18 protein-coding genes and 1 pseudogene are annotated in these 15,663 nt (G+C 39.3%); 6 read left to right on the top strand and 13 right to left on the bottom strand.

Going from position 1 to position 15,663, the window contains the following annotated elements:
• Positions 1–329: 329 nt before the first annotated feature.
• Positions 330–1,561, bottom strand: a protein-coding gene (locus tag HWQ38_RS08820) for an ISAzo13 family transposase (RefSeq protein ID WP_292792382.1) whose coding sequence is annotated in 2 segments (ribosomal slippage) — positions 330–1,081 and positions 1,081–1,561 — 1,233 coding nt in all. Because the reading frame shifts where the segments join, the coding sequence is not laid out codon by codon here.
• Between the two features lie 222 nt (positions 1,562–1,783).
• Here HWQ38_RS08820 and HWQ38_RS08825 point away from each other — a divergent pair.
• Entirely contained in the window at positions 1,784–2,689 is a 906-nt protein-coding gene (locus HWQ38_RS08825) for a hypothetical protein (RefSeq protein ID WP_292792354.1), read from the top strand.
• A 210-nt stretch (positions 2,690–2,899) separates the two neighbouring features.
• On the opposite strand, the gene HWQ38_RS08830 is transcribed toward HWQ38_RS08825, so the two are convergent.
• The 6 genes from HWQ38_RS08830 to HWQ38_RS08855 all read right to left on the bottom strand — a co-directional run bounded on the left by HWQ38_RS08830 (position 2,900) and on the right by HWQ38_RS08855 (position 5,969).
• Entirely contained in the window at positions 2,900–3,070 is a 171-nt protein-coding gene (locus HWQ38_RS08830; protein ID WP_292792356.1) for a hypothetical protein, read from the bottom strand.
• A 317-nt stretch (positions 3,071–3,387) separates the two neighbouring features.
• On the bottom strand, positions 3,388–4,284 hold the full coding sequence (locus HWQ38_RS08835; protein ID WP_366933259.1) for a M48 family metallopeptidase: 897 nt from the start codon (positions 4,282–4,284) through the stop codon (positions 3,388–3,390).
• A 5-nt stretch (positions 4,285–4,289) separates the two neighbouring features.
• Positions 4,290–4,412 (bottom strand): hypothetical protein, encoded by a 123-nt coding sequence (locus tag HWQ38_RS08840; RefSeq protein WP_292792358.1) that lies wholly within the window; start codon positions 4,410–4,412, stop codon positions 4,290–4,292.
• 46 nt (positions 4,413–4,458) lie between these two features.
• Complete coding sequence (locus HWQ38_RS08845; protein WP_292792360.1) at positions 4,459–4,674, bottom strand: hypothetical protein; 216 nt, start codon at positions 4,672–4,674, stop codon at positions 4,459–4,461.
• A 236-nt stretch (positions 4,675–4,910) separates the two neighbouring features.
• Entirely contained in the window at positions 4,911–5,351 is a 441-nt protein-coding gene (locus HWQ38_RS08850; protein ID WP_292792362.1) for a hypothetical protein, read from the bottom strand.
• A gap of 45 nt (positions 5,352–5,396) precedes the next feature.
• Positions 5,397–5,969, bottom strand: a complete 573-nt coding sequence (locus tag HWQ38_RS08855; RefSeq protein ID WP_292792364.1) for an NYN domain-containing protein — start codon at positions 5,967–5,969, stop codon at positions 5,397–5,399.
• 158 nt (positions 5,970–6,127) lie between these two features.
• Between HWQ38_RS08855 and HWQ38_RS08860 the strand changes: the two genes are divergently transcribed.
• A complete protein-coding gene (locus HWQ38_RS08860) occupies positions 6,128–6,643 on the top strand; it encodes a hypothetical protein (RefSeq protein WP_292792366.1) in 516 nt (171 codons plus the stop codon).
• Here the strand turns inward: HWQ38_RS08860 and HWQ38_RS08865 are convergent.
• Positions 6,629–7,697 (bottom strand): annotated as a pseudogene (locus HWQ38_RS08865) (ISKra4 family transposase). The gene HWQ38_RS08860 and the pseudogene HWQ38_RS08865 overlap by 15 nt on opposite strands.
• 344 nt (positions 7,698–8,041) lie before the next feature.
• On the opposite strand from HWQ38_RS08865, the gene HWQ38_RS40395 reads away from it, so the two are divergent.
• Positions 8,042–8,257: a serine hydrolase gene (locus tag HWQ38_RS40395; protein ID WP_335237276.1), complete on the top strand. Its 216-nt coding sequence runs from the start codon at positions 8,042–8,044 to the stop codon at positions 8,255–8,257.
• 7 nt (positions 8,258–8,264) lie between these two features.
• On the opposite strand, the gene HWQ38_RS08875 is transcribed toward HWQ38_RS40395, so the two are convergent.
• Positions 8,265–9,410, bottom strand: a complete 1,146-nt coding sequence (locus HWQ38_RS08875) for a SpoIID/LytB domain-containing protein (protein ID WP_292792367.1) — start codon at positions 9,408–9,410, stop codon at positions 8,265–8,267.
• Between the two features lie 187 nt (positions 9,411–9,597).
• Here HWQ38_RS08875 and HWQ38_RS08880 point away from each other — a divergent pair, with 187 nt between their 5' ends.
• Both HWQ38_RS08880 and HWQ38_RS08885 read left to right on the top strand, forming a co-directional pair.
• Positions 9,598–10,854, top strand: a complete 1,257-nt coding sequence (locus HWQ38_RS08880; RefSeq protein ID WP_292792369.1) for an AIPR family protein — start codon at positions 9,598–9,600, stop codon at positions 10,852–10,854.
• A gap of 341 nt (positions 10,855–11,195) precedes the next feature.
• Positions 11,196–12,146 carry an RpoD/SigA family RNA polymerase sigma factor gene (locus HWQ38_RS08885; protein ID WP_292792370.1) on the top strand — a complete coding sequence of 317 codons (951 nt, stop codon included), beginning with the start codon at positions 11,196–11,198 and terminating at the stop codon, positions 12,144–12,146.
• 99 nt (positions 12,147–12,245) lie between these two features.
• Here HWQ38_RS08885 and HWQ38_RS08890 read toward each other — a convergent pair whose 3' ends face one another.
• The 3 genes from HWQ38_RS08890 to HWQ38_RS08900 form a co-directional block, all read right to left on the bottom strand.
• Positions 12,246–12,542 carry a type II toxin-antitoxin system RelE/ParE family toxin gene (locus HWQ38_RS08890; protein ID WP_292792372.1) on the bottom strand — a complete coding sequence of 99 codons (297 nt, stop codon included), beginning with the start codon at positions 12,540–12,542 and terminating at the stop codon, positions 12,246–12,248.
• Positions 12,527–12,712 (bottom strand): hypothetical protein, encoded by a 186-nt coding sequence (locus HWQ38_RS08895; RefSeq protein WP_104899362.1) that lies wholly within the window; start codon positions 12,710–12,712, stop codon positions 12,527–12,529. Before HWQ38_RS08895 ends, HWQ38_RS08890 begins: the two co-directional genes overlap by 16 nt.
• Positions 12,713–12,914: 202 nt before the next feature.
• Positions 12,915–13,571, bottom strand: a complete 657-nt coding sequence (locus HWQ38_RS08900; protein ID WP_292792376.1) for a hypothetical protein — start codon at positions 13,569–13,571, stop codon at positions 12,915–12,917.
• A gap of 483 nt (positions 13,572–14,054) precedes the next feature.
• On the opposite strand from HWQ38_RS08900, the gene HWQ38_RS08905 reads away from it, so the two are divergent.
• Positions 14,055–14,309, top strand: coding sequence for a hypothetical protein (locus HWQ38_RS08905; protein WP_292792378.1), 255 nt, complete (start codon positions 14,055–14,057; stop codon positions 14,307–14,309).
• A gap of 50 nt (positions 14,310–14,359) precedes the next feature.
• Here HWQ38_RS08905 and HWQ38_RS08910 read toward each other — a convergent pair.
• Positions 14,360–15,663: hypothetical protein (locus tag HWQ38_RS08910; RefSeq protein ID WP_292792380.1), on the bottom strand; the 1,304-nt coding region annotated here is incomplete at its 5' end.

The following is a 15,663-nucleotide window of genomic DNA, read 5'->3' on the forward strand; positions in this document are numbered from 1 at the left end:
CCGAAACTGCCCCATATATCCGTGGCAAAACGGTTTACATCTGGCAGCACCGATTGTCTTGCCAACCAGTATGGCGTGAACTGTCAAACTTTGAAGCATTTTCTTTAGGAGTAAGGGACTTCCAAAGAATAAATTATTCCAAGAAAAACAAGAGACAGGTTTTCTCAAGAATGATAATCATTTTAAGGGGGGAGAAAAGGGGTTGCCCTCGGCAACCCCTTTTCTCCCCCTCATCTATGCATAAAGAATCTATACACTTGTCGTCTGCTTTGAAGTTAAACAGTGTAAAATTAGTATGTTTTGTAGCTAAATAAATGCTGTTATTAAAATCAAATAACTTTTGTTTTACTACAACAAATATCAATAAACCAATTACCTAAATTTGGGAAAACTTCATTAGTGGAATCGGTTAGCCTCTCAATCTTTTTTTCAATTTGAGCCATAGCTTTTTTTGTAAGCTTTACCCCATTCTCATAAGTTTCATGTACTAGCTTAACTACTGGATGAGAACCTTTCCATTTCATAGTAATAGCAAACTTTAAAGCCGTCTCAACTTCATCTAAAATGCTGCCATTCCAATGATTCTCTAGTATTGCCCATGTCCTTTCTATCGGATTATATTTACTATGATATGGAGGGTAGTAAGCTAAACGTATGTTTACTTGATGTTTGTGGGCAAACTCTACTATACGTTTCATAAATTGGGTACGACGTGAACTATTCTGCGGACCATTATCTTGATTGAGAAGTAGGGTTTGAATATCAGAACAACGATGCTTTTGTTCTAACCAAAAATCCTCTAAAATATCAACAATAAAATCGCTTGTAACTTTCGATTCTGTAAAATACAAAAATAGCTCATCAAGCTCTGGAAGAAATATACCATAGGGAGTTACAGTTGTTTTCGGATTATAATCATGGTCGTCAGCCTTCGCTCCATCTCTGCTTTTACCCCCTCGGTCAAATGAGCCGATCTTAACACGGGCTTTTCCGTCCATGCTTAGACGTAAAACACTCTTATCTTCCGAAGCATCTTTATTTACAATGTCTAATTGCTCAAAGATTGCATCAGTTTGGGGAATTTTTTTTGAGGTTGAACTTTCTTTACCCTTCTGAGCTTGTAACCTAAATTATTTAATTTGACTCGAATTGTTTCTGATGTATGTAACTTTTCATCGCTGTAACCATACTTTTCGATTAATTGCTTTCTGACTTCGGCTGCACTGAGTCTAGTATATAGTCTTTGACTTTTAAAACTCGGATCTGTTTGACTATAAAAGTCAACTAAATTTTTTATATCTTCTAAAAGATTTGGTAGGTGTTCTTCTGCTTTATAACGTCCTTTGCCACTCATGTTATCAACACAAGTAATACCGCTTTTTAATTCTCTTGTCCCTTTCCGAATTGTGTCTCTATTCCATCCTAGTTCTGATTGTGCAAGCCTTTGCCCTCCTAAACCTAAGCCCTGAACTGTCTGTGCCATAAATTTGCGCTTTGCTGCACCAAATAATTGAGATGCAGTTTCAATCAACAACTTTTTGAGAGAATCAGTTAATACTATGTCCATCTGTTACCACACTCAAAAACAAGCATCATTATTCAAATTACTACGAAAGGGGAATGAAGGGGCTGCCGACGGTAGCCCCTTCATTCCCCTTAAAATGATTATCATTCTTTTTGATGGAATAGTTTATTTTCTGGAAGTCCCTTAAGCAAGATTAGCTCAACTGAGTTGCAACTTAATGTCGATTTGCTTCATAGAGTGGAAACGGCGTTAATCAATATGTCAAACGAGGAAGATCCGGTTTCAGCAGACATAACTGTTACCTCTGTCGAAGTTCCAGAGTTGACCGAGGAAGAACAGCGCGATCGCCTGCATCTAGAGCGCCGTGTGGAAAGAGCAGTCTTTGAGGCGGGGAAGGCACTGGCAGAATTGCGCGATCGCAGACTGTACTGTTCGACGCATAAAACCTTCGAGGAATATTGCCGTTCGCGGTTTGGATATACTCACCGACGTGTGAATTATTTAATAGCTGGTTCAAAGGTAGTTGACAACATAATAATGGGAACAAATTGTTCCCAAAATGAGAAAGCGGATGAAATGGGAACAAATTGTTCCCAAAATGAGAAAGCGGATGAAACGGGAACCAAACCATTACAAATCCTGCCGACTAGCGAAGGACAAGTTCGGCCCATGACAAAGCTTGAACCGCAGCAACAGCAAGAAGTATGGCGGCAGGCGGTGGAGCAGGCAGGGGGTGTGCCACCAGCTAGAATCGTTAAAGACGTAGTGCAGCGAATCATGGAGAGAACCAAAGTACCCAATACCTACCAGTTAGGAGAAGTTTGCCAAATCCTTGTTAAAGACAATCCCGAACTGAGAGGAAAAGGAGGGAATTGGTGCATCATCAACCATGTGGGCGAATTCAGTTGCACAGTCACAATGTGGGATGGGGAGTACACCGTGAGAATCGACCACTTGAAGTCACTGAACTACTTGGAGTCGGAATGTCAGCATATGCAGTTAATCAGCGATCGCATCAGTCGGTTACAGGAAAACGAGAATTTAGAAGATGCCCCAAGTGCTGTGCTAAAGCACTTGGGAGAACTGAAGCGACCGTATTTGACTGTGGTTGAAGAGAAGTTGTTGGGTTTGATAGAGAAAGAGTACGGTGTTGATGAAAGATAAAGTTTTGAGGCAAGTGGTCTACAGTTATAGCCTATTTTTAGTATTAATTTATCATTCAAAGTCTGCGAGAGCCAGAAAAAACCTTTAACCCTTACCCTTTTCCCCAAACCCGATTACGAGTTAAAAATGCAAAAACCGAGAAGTATTGGGTAGGGTTGGAGCCACCGCGATCGCTATAGCGTGCAACACAGCGTTTCCAACTAATCCGATTTAACCCAATCGGGTTTTGGCCGCCAAATCGACACCACTCTGAAAAACAGTATACATGAAAGGCAAAATCAAAGAAAACACATACCTCAAACCCTTACCCAGTAAGCAATCGACACCACTCAACGAAAGAATAGGGATTTGGGCGATTCTCGGACTGGTGTCGATGGCCATGTTACAAAACCTCTTTAATTATCCTCAAACCTAGATAACGTAATACTTTGGCGGAGCTTTTCAGTTTCGGATTCAAAGAGAGGATGATTTAGAGCCACTGAAAGATAGTTCAGTGAGGGTCTTAAACCCAAGTTTCTCTGGTTGCGGCAGTTCTAGAGTACGGGCAGTCGGAAAACAGCCTGACTCGATAAACTTCATCTTCTCCGAGAAATATATCACTAGAAATATCATATACAAGAAATGGCACCAATTTTTATTGGTGCAAAATGATCAAGTGTAAGACTTTTCCCAAATCAGATACCGAAAGTGTCCAGCAGTCATCTCAAATAAAGTCCACGTCTCAAAGCTTCAATTCTTTTATGAATAGGTGGATGTGTATGTTTTAACCAATGAAAAGTTCCGACTTCTTCTTTCATGGCAACCCGAATCCATAAAGTAGCCATTTGTTCTCTATTTTGTTTGGGTGGCTGAAAAGGTAAACGGTCAAGGATAGCTAGGGCAGATACCAGATCATCAACACTAGTTAACCTCGCCGCAACTGCATCAGCATGATATTCTCGCCAACGACTATGCCAGAAGGTCAATAATGTTACAAGAGATTTTGTAATTGTCGGCAACATCATTAAAATTATCCAAACTAATACACCCACCAAAAAAACTGTTGCGTGTTGCCAATTTCCGAAAAGACCATATATCAAACCTGCGGCCAGCATTAATAAAGCCACAAATCTACCGAAGTGCCACACAATCAACAGCATTGGGGTAAAAAGTATTAACATCACACCATCCAAAGCAGCAGAAAGTAAAGTTTTTGCCATAGTATCTAAGTTAGCAATATGCCCTAGCTCATGTGCCATCACAGCAGCAACTTCTCTTTCATTTAATTGCTTGATCAAACCAGTAGTGACAACTACCATAGCATAAGAACGTGTTGCACCCACCGCAAAGGCATTAGGATTATCATCAGACAATTCAATTCCTACTACAGGAGTTCTGGGCAAGCCCTCTGCTTTAGATAATTCCTTAACGGCCGTGCATAACCTTTTTTCATCTTCAGAATACAGCCCATTTTCATATAAGAGAAGTGGGTTAATTACTCGAATTTTTCTTTGGTTAATACAGGAAGGGACAGCAGCAAAATATCTGTAAATTGTTGAGATTACCCAGTAAATACTAGGTAGACTAATACAACCTAAAAAGAAGAGACCAATAATGAAATTTAAAGCTCCTTCTTACTACCAACAATTATATTTTTAGCGACTTTTTCTAACAACCTGAGTTCTTCGAGAATTCGCAAACTGGGTTGGAATCCTGATTTTTCTTGACTAATTGTAATTGACATAATTCTCCTTGAACATTCCAAATTAGACAATTGGATAATCCCAAATCTAAAATCTAAAATTGTATTCCCCTTTGATAATTTTCGGTACAGTCCAAACTTTTGAACCTTCCTTAAGTGCCTCGTTATTTTTCAGAGGACGAGTACCACGAAAACCTTCCTCCATCACATCATCCTGACCAATTTCCGGTAATTTTTTTCTTAATTCTTCAACAGTTGCACCTTGTGGTAAATCAACCAGTTTCCCGTTAACTATTGCTCTCATTTTATTTCCTCACTTTGTCCTAATTATTCATGCCAGTGGTAACATTATCTACCGAAGTTTCGTACAGAATACCTAACTGTATTCTGACAACTGACGCATATATTCTGTTCGATAACCTTCTGTTTCTACAGAAATTAAATTCCGTAGGATCACGCACAATACAGTTGGTTCTGATAAGCATTTTTCACTTTCCTTGTGGTTTGGGGAAAGGGTAATTTAACCGAACCTCATTGGGATCACGCGCCCTTTTTCAGATGTGACAGATGTATAATTTTTAACAAATTTCTATATTCTGGTTGAATTAATTCCATAGTTTCTGCTCGTTTACGTGGCTGCTTTTTGTCATGCTTCGGCTGATTATTTGCGCTAAATATTAACCACAAAGCTACCAAACCAATAACACTACTAATCTTGATAAATAATGAATATTTAGCTTTGGTCGATGTCACTTCTTCCTCTAAAAAGCCAATTTTCTGTTCTAGCTTTTGGAGATAGGACTTGCTACTACTAACCTCATCACTTACTTTTTGTAAATCTTCCATGTAATCATGTTTAGTGATAGTGTTAACTTGAGATTCTAAAGACTCGCAACGTTGATTGATTTTTTCAGCTATTTGTGTAAATTCCTCAAACAGTTTTAGTTTTTGATTAATTAACTTGCCATTCACTGTCTCCATGAATAACTCCTTGAATTTCTTGTTTATTGCAGCATTGTGCATTCATTAATCAAAGACATTAGAACTACCAATCCGGTGATAATTTTGGCTAATATCATGTTGGTCAAAATTATCAAATACTTCAGCTAAATCCACGATGCTATTAGCCGAATTTTTCAATTCACTTCCTAAAGATTGTTCCACTGAAGCTACTTCAACCCGTATTCCTCTTCTTCTCAGTTTTTCTGCTAAATAAGCAAAATCAGAATCTCCTGTCACCAAAACCACAATATCTGGTTTAATTTCTAAAGCTAACTCAATTGCGTCTATCGCCATTACCACATCAACATTATTCTCGTAATCATCTCCTTTAGCTTTACCTTCTTTCGTTACAACTAAAAACCCATTACTCCTTGCCCAGTAGACGAATTTCTCTTTGCTTTTTCGCTGTTCTTCAAATCTTTCTCTTGCCGGAGGTAGACCGAGATAGATTACCATTTCAATTAACTCTCTTCCTTCTTTAGGATTGGCTAAATAATCCCGCACTTTCTGCCAGTTTATTTTGCGATTAAAATTTTGTGCTGCCATAAAAACGTTATCGCCATCCGCAATAATCATCACCCGATGAAGATTTATCATCCAATTTCACCATTTATTTTGGGTTTGTGCTTTCTTGTTTGTAATTAAAACCTCCAGGTGGAATATGCACTTTCCTTTAGACAGGCGGAAATCTCATTTTCCACTAACTCACTAAATTAAGTACATCCAAGTCGAAATTAGTGAAGTGAGTAGTATAAATGAAACTTACTCAGGGGTTGACAACCATAGTGATTACATCGATTACCTGTATCTTGACTGGAACTATTAGCAAACAACCTTTACTACGAGGACTGGGTGAAATAGCTGCATTGGCAGCTATCTCTCGAAAAATAATAGTTAAACAGCACGAAATCGATGCTAATAACCAGAAGCAATTAACTGTATTAACTAAAGAAAATACTTGCCTCCAAGCTCAACTATCTGATGCCCAGTATGAATTGAATAAACTGGATAAGAAAGTAAAGATTCAAAACACCTGTCAACGTCTTTACCTTTCTAAAATTGATAAATTACAGCATCAGCAAAAAGTCATGATGGGTAACATCGCTCAATTACAACATAAATTATCAAATAAAACTCCTCCTAACTCTGAAAATTTTCGACAAATATCTCAAAAATCATCTATGAAATCTCTCTCCGATACTCAAACATCGGTAACTCGTGTTTCAAACGGGAGCATCCACTTTCGGCAGAAATACTCAAACAGCAAGTAAACCATTGAGATAAGCACAACGAACAGAAAGGATTTGATTAACACTATCAACATTCTACTGTGCGCCGGAAATTTTAATCCTAGCTCCAATCTGTTTAATAGCAGATTCAACTGCACCAGAACCAATAGAACAAAGTTGTTCCGCTTGGTAATAGCTGTAATTGACAATACGAGAACGATGTTTGTTGAGATAAGTAATGAAATTTTTCACCTGTTTACCTCGACAATGAATAAACAAAGCCTGAGTATTATCTATTTGACCTTGCCACAAAAAATTTTCAGCAGCTTTAAGCCGTTTTAAAGAACCACCAATTTTATAGAGATTTTCTTTGAGGTGATACCAATCTAAAATTTCCCAACGCTCAAAATTCTCTGGTTTTCCAAACTCTCTGACAAGATTCCACACACCATCATGACCATCTCCTAAGCAGGCTAACGGGTTAACCAGACGCTGACTATTGACATAATCAACTAATGATTGGTTGTCATCAAAAAATGCACCATAGTAAATTCCTTGTAGACGAACGGTTTTATAGTCTCGCCAGTGACAGCCTGCTTTCGGTTTACCTCTAAGCCGGACTTTTCCTCCATCTACACTGACTTCTGACACGGCTTGTAATGCTACGGGCAGTTGAAAATCTTGTTCGAGAACTAGTTTTTGTTGCGTCGTGTGACCAACTTTCACTCCTGTTAATGCCTCAATCTCAATTTCTGCTTTTTGATATGATTCATTTGCTGATAGCCTCAAACAACACTTTTGAAGTAATGGATTAACCTACTTCTTGCCTTCAAACCCAGTCTTTGTAGCTGTTTGGCTTTAAGAGTCAATTCCCCTACTAGGCTTTTTATTTTCCTAGTTTTACCTACTTTTGTTCCTGTTTTTTGTTCGATAAAAAAAGGGCTATTTCTGGGCTGACTAGTTCTAATACTTGACTGCGAACTGTTTTTTCTATGCCTTCAAGGTCTGTCAGCTTACTTTTGTCTGCTTCTTCATACAGCAGTGTTGACAATTCTTGTAAGCAGGCTTTGATCCGTTCTTGTTTCTCTTGCTTCATTGTCAGCGATCGCACAGGGTTATTTCCCTTTACATTTTCCCATAAATGGTAAATATTCCAAAAGTGGATGCTCCCGTCAGAAAAACCCTTTACTTGTGCTTCCCCCTGCCAACTTTTAAGCATCGCTGTCTTGAATTCCTTAACTCGCTGTTGAGTTTCGACCTTTGCCGCTACATTATTTACATTTAGAGTCTGTTTTGATTCCAACTGAAAAAGATTTATTTTGCTCAAGATGATTAAACTCAGACTAAAACCACCACATAAGATAAGCAGCCCAACTAATTTCCCTGGAGTCCAAAGACTCTGCTTATTATTGATCACGTAAAAATACCTTAAATAGTCAAATAATCAGTCATCGTGCTGATCGGCGGAAGTTAAAATTTTTATCTGCCGGTGACTTACAGTATAAACGAGCAGGAATCAAATTGAGTGTAATGGAAACTGTTAACAAAATGATTACGATCAGTGATAATACTGCTAGTAACATGATTATTGATCGTCAAGTTTCGCGGATAGTTTATCAGTATCTAGCTCAACCAAAATTATCCCAGAAATATTAATTTCATTTTATTTAGGGTTAATTGTACTTAAAGCTACACCCTGATAATAATGCCCTAAAATTTGCAGATAGTTTACTCCTCTTTTAGCTAAATTGTATGCCCCCCATTGACTCATACCTAAAGCATGACCAAAGCCAAGTCCAAGAAGTACAAAACTACCATTTGCTGCTTTGGTAAGGATAAAGTGGGTACTTTTAATTTTGAGGGCTGTACGTACTTTTTCGCCACGCAGTACAATGGTTGCTTTATCACCAACGATTTTTAAGGCTTTAACACTACCGAAAGGTGAGTAGGTTTGTGCAATCATATCTAAAACGTTGCCGACACCAGAAATCCTGGCGCTAATTTCTTTTTGGGTGAAAACTTTCTCCCATTTGCACTCGCTAACATTTTGATCGTAATCTTCAACAGCACGCAGGTAAGGCTCGTGGCTTCCCCAAACATCTTCAACATTTTCAGTATGTCCTCCAGAACAATCATGAAAAACTGAGAGAATAATACTGTCTTTATAAGTTAGTACCTGTTTATCAGTAGCATCGACGGCGGCATAAGTACTAGGAGTTTCATTGATTACTCCTTTATAATTTTGCCAGTGATCTGGACTATCACCTAAATCGTAAACAGGATTATTGCGCTGTTTTTCTCGCTCATAGAAAGCAAAAGTCCGGGCGGCAACTGCTTGTGCTTTCAAAGCTTCAGCAGGCCACTCAGTATCCATTTCGCCCCCAACAACACTGTAGAGATACTCTTGGTCATCAACCCAGTTAACGGCGGTTAGTCCTTTCTCTGTTGGCACAATAAGAGTTCTACCTCGATACCAGTGTTTGCCAATGTAAACGAATCCCTTACCTGTCGGCTCAATCCAAAATAAACCAGACTGCCATTTATCTAAAGCCACACCGCCTGGAACTGAAGAGGCATAAAATGAACTCATTGCTGGTAATTGTCCGAGAGTATGACCAGTACTATCTTTAACCAACGCAGTTGTAGAACTGCCAACTGTTACCTGATTAACTCCTCTCTCAATTGCGATTCGCAGGATGACAGATGCTCGACTTGGGGTAGCTAAAGTCATCCACAAGAAGGCACTTATCCACCAATGACCTACTTTCATCTGTGTAAATAAAGCTTTTAATAACAATTGGCATTTCATGTAATGCATTTAAAAAGAGTTTTCAATTTCTATACAATGTTATCCCTAATACCGTGGTTTGCGTATATTTGATGTACTCTTCTTGGGCAATCTCATATATATTTTATTCGTCCCTCCAGAGAAATCCGGTATCTGTAGCCCAACAGTAGGGTTAACATGAAATTTGACGCTCGGCTAAAAACAAACTATGCCCAAGACTTGGAACGTAAAGATAGATAACTATATTCAAGCCAACCCCAATTGCATCATCGCCACCGCCCATGTAGACAGCTTCCCGACCGACCTCCCCCTAGAACCCAACATCCGGGAACCCAACCGCAAAAGCGCGACCTACAGACAAATCTTCGACTCCCTGACCACCGAACCGGTAAAATTCTTCTCCCGTCACAGTGGAATCGTCCTGTCAGCTAATATTGTTAAGCCCAGCAAAACCTCACTCGAACTAGAAGTTTTGGAAGCTAACGAGGGGGGTAGCGATGGCATAATCAACGGAGGGCATACAGTTTTAGCCTTTGAGCAAGCGAAAAACTACAAATATGACCTAACCCAAGCCAGAGTAAAAGTTACGATTCATATCGGACTGACTGAAGAATCAGCCAAGGATATTGCCCTTGCTTCAAATACCACAACGCCAGTAGATTCTCGCTCCAAAGTCAACGCCAGAGGTGATTACAAATTTCTCAAGCAGTACTTAGCCCAGTTAGAACAGAAAGAAGATAGGAAATTCCGCATTGCCTATTACCAGAATCAAAGCGGCGCTCCCAGAAACGCCCAGTGCAATGTTACCCATTTGCTGAAGCTGCTCAACTGCCTCGACAGGAATAGATACAATCCCGACGGCAATAAACGAGCCAAGCACCCAGCAAATATGAATATTACAAGTAATATTACAGACACGGAAAGGGAAAGATTAACTGCACTTTTGCCTCTACTTCCCAAAGCTCTGTGGATAGAGCAAAGATTCTACGAAATAATCCAAGAACATATCAGCAACCCCAGAAGAAAGGGAGTCAACGACCTAGCATCAATTGATATACGTAAAACAACGTTGTTGCCAGACAGTAAGTACTCTTTCGGGTTTGGTGCGCCAACCGACTTGGCACTACCGATAGTTGCGTCCTATCGCGTATTCCTAGACAAAGACTATAAATGGATTCTGCCATTTGAGGAATTTGCTGAAGATTTTATCCAACAGCTTTGGACTAACTCTTTCCGCAGATACTTGGTATCGGAGAAAACAGCAGGGAATACAGTAGGAACAAAAATCAGCCGCAATCAAGAGATTTGGGAAAGCTTGTACATTTCGGCGCAGAGTTATCTAAATCAGCACTTGATGCAAATGGTCAACTCCAGTAAGGAAGAAGAATCTCATGTGACACAAGGTGCAAAAAAGAGGGGAAAAGGGAAAAGGGGTGAACTCAACGCGACTACTGTCGCTAAATAGTTTTTACCGAACAGGGCATGGGGTATAGGGGAAAGATTTTTACCCCCCATACCCTACTTGACTTTTCCAGTTAAGTCAGGAATTTTCAAAATAGCTTGAATAATGCCAACTAATTAATTCTCAACAACTTAAGTTTAATGACAAGACCACTCAGAGGTAGAACTTTGGGATGGAGCTATAGTAAGCGCTCACTGAATACCGTTATGGATGATTGCGTTCTAAATTGAATTCAACTATTGCAATCTCAGGTTAATATTTTTTAGCTGTTAAATCAGGAAAATTAATTCAGCGATTTGATTTTTACTTTTAGATTCGTCTAAATATCAAAAAAGTTTTGTCGTATGTCCAGCCTGAGTCCAGACATGGTTCGTATCTATTTGCAAGAGATTGGTCGTTACCCAATGCTAACCGCAGACCAAGAAATTGCTTATGGCAGGCAGGTACAGCAAATCATGGCAATTGAGCAAAGAAAAAATGTACTCACCCAACAACTAGATCGTGAGCCAACAATGGTCGAATTAGCTGTTGATGTTGACAAAAGTGAACCGGAAATAGCTCAAATACAAAAGCTTGGGCAACGAGCCAAACAAAAAATGGTGACAGCAAACTTGCGTCTGGTGGTTTCGATTGCCAAAAAATATACTAAGCGCAATCTGGAATTCTTAGATTTGCTGCAAGAAGGGGCAATAGGTTTACAAAGGGGTGTAGAAAAATTTGACCCCAATCGCGGCTATAAGCTTTCCACCTACGTATATTGGTGGATTACGCAGTCAATCACACGGGCAATTGCAGAGAAATCCCGTACTGTACGCTTGCCAATTCATATCACCGAACAACTCAATAAAATAAAGATTGTACAGCGAGAATTATTTCAGACACTGGGTCGTCCAGCTAGTGTTGTAGAAATTGCTGAAACTTTAGACTTACAACCAAGCCAGATTAGGGATTTTCTCAGCAGTTCAAAGCAGCCAATTTCTCTAGATGTAAAGATTGGAGATAACCAAGACACAGAACTTAGTCAACTTTTAGCAGATGAGGGTATATCTCCAGACGAACATATCACCAAAGAACTTTTGCGTCAAGATATTAATAGTTTATTAGAATCACTCAAACCGACGCAGCGTGAAGTATTAATTTTGCGTTTTGGGTTAGAGAACGATCAAGAACTAACTTTAGCTCAAATTGGAGAAAAATTGAATGTCAGTAGAGAACGAGTTCGCCAAATTCAGCAGCAAGCAATCACTGTTCTACGTCGTCAAAAAACTGAAATTCAACAGTATTTAGTTTCCTAAAGGACGCTAAAAGTTAATATTTTAGCGGGCTGAATTTGGTGAGAAGTGGGGATCTAATCCAGGATTTGAAAGTTTATTTTAACTGGAACTTGCGTGTCTCTAAAGCTCAAGATTCTCTTGTGCCGAATGCCAAAATCTAGCGATACTGACCCGCTTTTTCTCCTCTTCAACCCTGTAGACAACACGATATGGTTTAAGAATAAGCTGACGAATATTAGGGTCGTCAAACTCAGGTACTTTCTGACCTTTCAATGGAAATTGACTTAACTCCCTACTTTTTTCAAGGAGTTGCTGACCCAATTTCCTTGCAGCTTCAGCATTGCTTAAGGCAATATACTTGACAATTGCTTCCAAATCCCCCACAGCTTTGGGAGAAAAAACTACTTGGTAGTCCATGCTTCAATCATCTGCTCAACAGATTCAATTGACACTCCAAGTCCTTGGTCAATCTCTTCTAAACCCTCTTTTACAGCCGCGATAAACTCAATTTCTTTAACAATCTCACGCAGAGACACATTTGGCGGCAAGCGCTTCACAAGTTCAAGGACTGTTTCTCTATCGCTCATAGCAGTTTTTGCTTCTATGCAGATGACTACTGTAATCTTAACTCATGGGTTCACCTTGTAGCTTTTCTTTTAGCTAGACAAATAACTTTGATAATGTTTTCCAACCTGCTTGTTGAGAAAAACTTTATCCTAATCTGACTGCCAAGCAGCAAAGCTATATTGAACTGGAATTAAATCAGACATTTTATGAATCCTGTTCAATCTAATCCTTAACCTTCACCTTATCCTGAAAATCGGGGCAGATTTCACCCTGATACCCATGAGGATAGATCCCACAAACTAACAAGTTTTCCCCATACTTCTGACCATGATAGTTATCGCAACCCATGCAAGCTACTGGTCTAGGTTCTTCATCATAAAAATCAAAATCTTCACCCCAATCCTCTTCTGGCATTAACTTAGCATTACAGTTAGGGCAATATTCAACATCTCGCCCTTTGTCATCAACAAGGCAGGTGGTAAGTTTCCAAAAATCATTTGCAAACTCCTCAAAACGAGGATAGCTGCATGAGCATACAATTATTTCTTCATTGGTTTCACTATCGGAATGTGCCGATAAATATTCTGGAGAGATTTTCCAATCCTGTTGTTTAGAAATATTTGAGGGATGACCACAAAAATCTATATCCCAAAGCTTTTGTTCATGAAAAACTCTCACTCCAAAAGATGTATAATCATGAGCCATATTTTCTAATTCACAATAATTCTTAGCTGATTGATAGTCAAAGTCACGTTTGCTAATTCTTAAACCTATCTCACGAGGATAAGTCTGAATTACCAAATACTCGCCTTCGTAAAATGGATTAAAATTTGTGGAGATTCTTTCGTTTAAAAATAAAAAATCTGTAGGTGTATCCATGATATTTTTTATTGATTTATCTTTATTAGATTTAGGAGGCAGGATTCAAAATTCAGTTAGGTAGTCTTCCTTCTTAAAAGAAAAGCGATAAGCTTGACGGTATGGCGGGAGCTTACCGCTTGTAATATAGATTCTCAATTAAGCTGTTCCACACTCAAATCAATCACCTCAAGAATATCTGGCAACCATCGAACGTGTTCCACAATCTTGTCGTAAGTCGCAAGTGAAGAACTTTCAAACGGTAGTTTTAAGTCCCCTGCTTCTATCAAGCCGCAAGTTTTGTGGCTCTTTCTAAATCCCCGTTAATAAACTTACTTGCGACAGCGAAAGAGTCACTTGCGACTTGAGTTTAATCAAAATGCGATCGCTACGGCAATTGTGCGGATTCATGAAGTTAGCTGATTAATAAGTCCCGCATAAACACGGATTCATTCCTGCTGCCTTTCAGTAAAACTGCATTATACAAGTTTTGAAGGTGCATTTATGGCTGATACTGCAATGTTAGATAACCGTATAAATAAGCAAATAAAATTTGAACCATTAGAAGCGACAGTAGCAGCAACAGAAGAAGAGTCAGTAATATTAGCCGAAAAGCTCACACAGGTGGCAATTCCTTTACAAGTATTGTTACAAGCACTGAATATAGCAAAATACGATAAGGCAGCAGCTTTCCGCTATGCTGACAAATATCTAAACAATATCAAAAAGTCGAAATGGGTTATTATCAAAACGGCTTGAAAATTTCCCATGAAACGCTCGGTTGGATATTTTTCTCCTGATGTAAATTCTCAGTTTTCATTATTCCAAGCATTGAACTTATATTTAATTGGAGAATTTTGGAGTAATCTTTCGATTCCCAAACGGATTAGCTCTGGTGGAACTCCGTCTAATTTCAACTCGGTTTGGATAAACTCATCAATTGAATTGGCTTTCGTCTTCTCCAAAAGCGCCAACATCTGTTGAGCTTGGGTTATTGATGTGCTTGATGGATTAGTTTCAGCTTGAGAGGTTTGCTTATTATTTGGTGCAGAGTCAATAAAGTTTTTGGTATCCCGGTCATAACCAGAGAAATTCTTTAACAGAGGCATTGGTATCCATTCATTGATACCGCCGTAATAAACTGCTCGACCGACTGGTGATTGTGCAGCAATCTCCATTACTTGGGTTGAGGTAATCTTGCGATCGCTAGGAATTAGTTGGGTGGCAATCATGGCATTGTAAGCTGGGACGTTATCAGGATGAACCAACGCCACTGAGGTTAACTGCGATCGCAGTCCGCCAGAAATGCCCAAGTCATCAGTGTGAGGGTTCTGCACGACAATCCAGAAATGCCAACCGGAACTATCGCCGCAAGAACAGTAAGAGATGATTTTGTCTTTGAGCCAGCCAATTTCACCTTTGGTATTTTTAAATTTTGAACAAACAGCTGTACCTTCATCTAAAATAATCAGTTTGGAGCCAGAGATATTTTGAAATTCGGTAAAGCATTCTTTGACCCATTTAACGGCTTCGACCGGGGACATTTCTAGGATTTTAGCCCGTTTAAAAGTATCAACACGACCTTTGAAATAACCAGTTTCTTTCTCGTCACCTTTGGGGTCAATATAAAAGATGTGTATGGCAGGATGTAGTCGCTTGATAGCATCGATTGCATTGCTAATGGTGATGCCTTTGCCAGAACCAGGGACACCAACCCACAGCATATTTGTCACTTTCTTAGCAATATGCCCAATTAGGTCATACTGCACTTGGGGTTTAGTGGTGTAGCTGGAGATATCGGTATTAGTTAAGCTATGAGAGGCTTCTGCTCCCAACGATTCACTATTTAACAAAGGGTAAGCTTCATTAGAGTGAATCTGTTGCGCTGAAGTTTGGGTTGTTTGTGGGACAGGAGTTGGTAGTTGTGCAAACCTTACCTCTGGAATACCTAAATTCTCAGGTTTGGTTGCTTCTTGAATAGCCGTAACTTGCTGATAGTTTACTCTGGGGTCAACACTTACTTGCGCCAAATGACCGAATAGCTGTTCAGGGGTAGGGAAATAGCCTTTAAGTTGAATAAACCAATCGAGCAGCCAACGGTAAGCATAAAATC

The organism is Nostoc sp. NMS7 (genome assembly GCF_017115085.1).
Lineage (GTDB): Bacteria > Cyanobacteriota > Cyanobacteriia > Cyanobacteriales > Nostocaceae > Nostoc.